Raw genomic sequence first — 5331 nt, forward strand, 5'->3', positions numbered from 1 at the left:
TTGGTGGCAGCGTAACCAAGGCGGAAATCCACTTAAGGAACCCACGGAACCTGTTCAAACAAACCGAGCCACCTCTCCAATCCGCAAGAACGGTCGACCTGGGAAAGAGGATTGCCCGGCTGCGATCGCCAGAAACGAAACCCTGCGCGCCACCCGACATTATGGTCGTGCGTTCTGGAAGCGTTCGTCCGGATACCACGCCCGAAGCAGGATCGAGGCGAAGATGCGCTGCCTCAAAGCCTTTGGGGAACGCATCAGCGCAAGAGACCCAGACCGCCAAACCGCCGAAATCCAGATCCGTGTCGCACTCATCAATCGCTTCAACACACTCGGCGCCGCCGAAATCGTTCGCGTGGCCTGACTCTAACGGGGAAAGGGGCTGTCATGCCTCAAGCGTGAATTGCGCAACAACGCCACTCGGATAGCAAGTGTATTTTTGCCAGTTTGGCGAAGGCGACCTGACCCTCACAGCGATTGATCATTATCGTCACTGGTGCTGCAGGGCACTTGGCTGTGGTGTGACTCACACTCGGATTGATTTTGTGTCTTTCCTCGGAACCGTCGGCCGCCCAGTTGGTCCGGCAGCGAGGATTTCCTTCTCCCTCGACCTTCATGCCCGTGCCGTCCGTTGCCCGGCGTGACCCCGGGCCACGAAACCTAGCCGCAAGGGCCCGAATATGACAAATGCCACCCGCAGGACCCGCTACGCCACAGCGCGCCCCGTCGATCGTCCGCATCATACGCGTTTCAACCCGCCAAACCGGCCCGGAACAGATGAAAAATCGAGGCGCCCTATATAAGTTCGTCGCGCATCGCAATTATGGATGCGTGCGTTCTATTCTTTGCGTGAAGTTTCGAACAGATTGTTCGCATGCACATTTTAATTGTGACTTCGGACAATTTCAATTCAAATGCAATTTCTTTGTTAGTTAGGCCGTCTGCCGTCGCTTTCAAAATATATTTCTCACGCTCTGAAAGGAGCTGCTGCGCATCATCAAATACTTGCCCACTTTCCCCACGTCGCGCGAGAGGAATGAAGGTTTCTCCCGATGATACCAGCCTTATAGCGCTTGGAAGGGATCTGAGCGGAAGCGTCTTGGGGATGTAACCGCCTGCGCCACACTCGATGGCTTTCGAGATGAAAATGTTGGATTGGAAGCCAGAAAAAAGCACTACTTTTCCGGTCCCGCTCATTTTAATTACTGATTCGACACTTGACAGGCCCTTCATTCCGGGCATGTCTAAATCAAGAAGAATCACATCAAAGTTTCCTTTTTCACGCAAGAGTTGAGCGGCTTCGGAAAAATTTCCCGCGGTAGACACAATCATGTCAGGCTCTTTGTCTATCAGTCTTGCGATCGCATCCCTTATGAGGGCGTGATCATCCGCGATAAGTATTTCTAGCATCCGTAAGTAGCCCTTCGATCGCTGTCTAAGCTATTGTTTTCATGTATGTTGGAAACATTTAGAATCTATTTTATCAAGCGCTGTACTCTTACGATACTACGGATCACCAGAAGATGGATGAGAACCGATAATTACATCATATAGACTAGAGATGTGTCGAAAAAAGGTTCAATCGGCATGCTGCACCTTAAGAACAAAATTATTTTACTTACCAGTGATCTTTATACTAAAGATATGTTGATGAGCCCATGAAGTCAGTGCGAAAGTCTATGAGGATACACGTCTTGCGTGTGCTGTTCCTATTTTTGGTAAAAGCAATACAGTTATGGCGAGACCAGTAAACTTTTCCGCAGACACTTCCGACCATCTCTGTCGCAGAGATTTTGTCAGGTTCGGCCTTTGCGCAGCTAGCTTTAACCTGCTTGCGCGCCCGGTCCAGAGCGCCAGTGGTGGATCACGTGTTCTCACTGTCGACGGTGAGATCACAAAAGAGGGTAGAAGCGTGCACTTCAGCGATGGTGACATCTCTGATTTTCAGCAGGCCAAATTTAGCACATCGACGATTTGGACAGACGATAGTCTGCGTTTCTCGAGGCCGTGCCTTGCAACGCTTTTGTCGCACGCCGGCGCCGGATCCGGTGATGTAGTGCTGCGAGCAGAAAATGATTATGACATTAGATTACCCCGCGAAATGGTTGCGCCGGATGCACCAATCATCGCCAACCGGATTGATGGGGCACCTTCTTCGATGCGTGACCAACGGCCGTTGTGGCTTGTCTTTCCTTATGACAGCAATAAGCGCTACCGAACGGAGTCCATATATGCGTTCAGCGTGTGGCAGCTGATCGGACTAAGCGTTCTTCCGGAATAATGCATTGAAGGGTTTCCAGGTCATTCAAACCACATCGCTCAGCGTGCGCGCAACTTATCTTGCGATGATCACACTACTTTTTTTGATCCTTTGCGGCATCGTCCTTATGGCATGGCAGTTCCAATTGCTGTCAGGCAAGTCACAGGGCCTGAGCAAAGCCGAATCGGATAACGTGACATGGGGCGCGGCGCAGCTCGAAGTGGATTTCGAAAAGTTTAGGACTTCTCTGTATGAAGCTTCGACTGTCTCGTATGATGCACCAGCAGCTGCTGCTCTGGATGAGCTAAAAGAGAAATTCGATATTTTTTACAGCAGAGTGGGCGTTATTTCGATGAGCTTTTTGTCGTCTAATAGTAATGTTGGGCTCCAATCTGGACTTGACAATCTGCACTCAGCGCGTGAACGAATTACGGCAATAGTCGATGCCCTCGATCAGCCCGTGCGGGATGAAATCTTAGCGCTACTTGCAGCCGCGAATGAAGTGCAACCAGAAATCAGGGCTTTTGCGCTATCTGCGCTACAGGTTCAGGTTGAAAATGCAACGGCAGAACGAGCTGATTTTCAATCTGTGCTACAACGGGCGGGAATGCTGTCTTTGGTCATTTTAGTGCTGTTGGTGGCCGCTCTTTTTCTGAGCAGCCGTCTGCCGCTGGTTTTTTCTCGGAAAACAGCGTCACTGGAACGCGTCGCATCTAACCTGTCCAAAACAATTGAGGCATCGCAAGATGCTGTTATGATCGCAGACCAAAATGGTAATCTAATACACTTTAACGAAGTTGCGCAGAAAATGTTTGGTCATTCCACAACCAAACTTCAGCAACGAAACTCACTGGAACTTATCGTACCGGGACGTTTTCAAGACGCCCACCGAAGGGAGATCAGAGCATATATAGAAACAGGCGAAAGTAAAGTCATTGGTAAAGGCCGCAAACAGATTCGGGCAGTTCATGCGTCAGGGTGCGAATTTCCTGTCGAAGCATCGGTCGTCATGGATAGAGATATAGATGACCGCATAATATTCATCAGTTTCTTACGTGATATTTCAGATCGTCATATTATTAAGAAAGATGTGCGAGAAGCCCTTAAACAGGCGCGCCTTAATGCAAATGCAAAGGGTAGCTTTCTTGCGCTGATGAGCCATGAAATGCGAACGCCGTTGCATGGTGTTATTGCGTCTCTGACAATGATTGATGCCAAGGCTGCTTCGGAAAGCGATCAGGCAAATCTGCAACTAGCATTGGCTTCAGCAAGAACCGCAGTCGAGCAAATTGATGATGTGCTTGAGCTCACGCGAATCGGTGACAAACTAGAGCCATTCGGTCCCCTGGACCCCATCGAGGTCAGTCGCGCAATGACAGATCAGTTTCGGATTCTTGCACATTTGCACTCCAATACCCTGATACTTGATATTAACAGTGCGATTGGAGTCGGACCCCTCTGGGGGGCGTGTCGATCCTACAAACGCGTACTAAGCAACTTAATAGGAAACGCCATCAAGTTCACCAAGCATGGCAGTATCCTGGTGCGTATAGCTGCCGTGAAACGGCTGGACGGCCATATCGATCTTGTCACTGAAGTGCATGATACTGGCGTCGGCATTGCGCCTGAAAACCGTGAGCGGATCTTCAACGCCTTCGAAAGAGGAGGGATGGATGCGCAAAGCGGGCCCGAGGGAAGTGGATTGGGTCTGTCAATTGTGAAGCGTGCTGTGGAGCTCATGGGCGGGACGATTGAGCTTGACAGCGTCTTGGGAAAAGGTAGTATTTTTCGATTTATTCTAAGGCTGCATCCGTACGAAGGCTTGCAAGATGAAGACGCGCACTTAATCGTGGAAACTCAGCCGAAAATATCCAAAGCACTTGATGTTCTTGTGGTCGACGATAATTGGATAAATCGTGTTGTTATGGTGCAAATGTTAAAGCACCTCGGCCATAATCCAGACGAAGTAGATAGCGGCGAAAAAGCTGTGAACATGGCGGCAAGCCGCAAGTACGACCTAGTGCTGATGGATATCAATATGCCTGGAATGAATGGTGTCGAAGCATTGCAGCATATTCGTTCCAATGGTTATTCAATGACTTCGGATATTATTGCCGTAACAGCGATGTCCATGCCTGAAGACAAGGAAATGCTCGCAGAGGCAGGTTTTACCGACTTTCTGATAAAACCGATCGATCTGACGAAACTAGATGTGTTCATTTGTTCGCTCGCCGCTCGCCGCCCCGTTATTGATGGCAGCAAAGGAACCAATTCCCCCCCAGATACATTGTTCGATGAATTATGTTTGCTGTTGGGAAAAAGCGACGCATTTGAACTCATCAATGGAGCACGGAGCGAAGCGGCTGCAACACTAGGTTTATGGAAAACAGCGATAACCGATAGTGATCCGACGATCCTATCTGGTTATCTTCATCGTGCCGCCGGATCGGTTGGAGTCATAGGTGCCTATCAGTTGGCAGATATTTTCAATCAGGCCGACCACATGTTGAAAGACGACAATTACGATATGCTTGCAGAACTACACCACAAGGCATGCGAGGTGCACTCCGATACTTTCAAAAACTTTGAAGCTCGCTTTGCATTTAAGCGCCCGGTCTGATCGCCCGAGAGGGCTCTGTTGCAACAGAGCCCAGAATGCCGATAGAAACAAAGAAGGAAAACATCAACCCAATACGTGAAAAAGTCAATAAACGATTAGATGATCTTGAATTGCCACTGAATGAACAGCAGCACTTTCAACAAGATGGAGTTCTTCATGTGATATCCCTAATCGAAAGCGTCTCTAAATTCTGGAGAATCCTTCATGATAGCGAGCGCGATTTCATTAATGGAGCACGATATGCGATTGAGGAACGGTTGAAGTGGAATTGAGGTATTTCATTGATATTGAATGCGTTAGCGATAAACCTTGAGGGCACCTCTAAAAATTGCGCCTGATCTGACGGCGGTGTAGACATTGGGCCAGTGTGAGATGGACAGGGCAATCGCGTTTGACCTAAGGGTTGGCTAAGTTATTGAGAAGGCTGAGAAGAAACGCATCACTCCACCCGGCG

Annotated in this window: 4 protein-coding genes and 1 pseudogene; 4 read left to right on the plus strand and 1 reads right to left on the minus strand. The window is 49.2% G+C overall.

What is annotated here, in order from left to right:
* Positions 1-361, plus strand: a pseudogene (locus ACEN2R_RS20645) (hypothetical protein); the annotation flags it as partial.
* Between the two features lie 431 nt (positions 362-792).
* Here the strand turns inward: ACEN2R_RS20645 and ACEN2R_RS20650 are convergent.
* Positions 793-1407, minus strand: coding sequence for a response regulator transcription factor (locus tag ACEN2R_RS20650; RefSeq protein ID WP_442044782.1), 615 nt, complete (start codon positions 1405-1407; stop codon positions 793-795).
* Between the two features lie 502 nt (positions 1408-1909).
* On the opposite strand from ACEN2R_RS20650, the gene ACEN2R_RS20655 reads away from it, so the two are divergent.
* Genes ACEN2R_RS20655 through ACEN2R_RS20665 form a run of 3 tightly spaced genes read left to right on the plus strand, consistent with a single transcriptional unit; the run spans position 1910 to position 5149 of the window.
* Positions 1910-2278, plus strand: a complete 369-nt coding sequence (locus tag ACEN2R_RS20655; RefSeq protein WP_442044783.1) for a hypothetical protein — start codon at positions 1910-1912, stop codon at positions 2276-2278.
* A 4-nt stretch (positions 2279-2282) separates the two neighbouring features.
* Positions 2283-4877, plus strand: coding sequence for an ATP-binding protein (locus ACEN2R_RS20660; protein WP_442044785.1), 2595 nt, complete (start codon positions 2283-2285; stop codon positions 4875-4877).
* A gap of 35 nt (positions 4878-4912) precedes the next feature.
* Positions 4913-5149 (plus strand): hypothetical protein, encoded by a 237-nt coding sequence (locus ACEN2R_RS20665; protein ID WP_442044787.1) that lies wholly within the window; start codon positions 4913-4915, stop codon positions 5147-5149.
* The last annotated feature ends 182 nt before the right edge of the window (positions 5150-5331 follow it).

Origin of the sequence: Pseudogemmobacter sp. W21_MBD1_M6, from assembly GCF_052119585.1 — a bacterium.
Classification (GTDB): Bacteria; Pseudomonadota; Alphaproteobacteria; order Rhodobacterales; family Rhodobacteraceae; genus JBGQOJ01.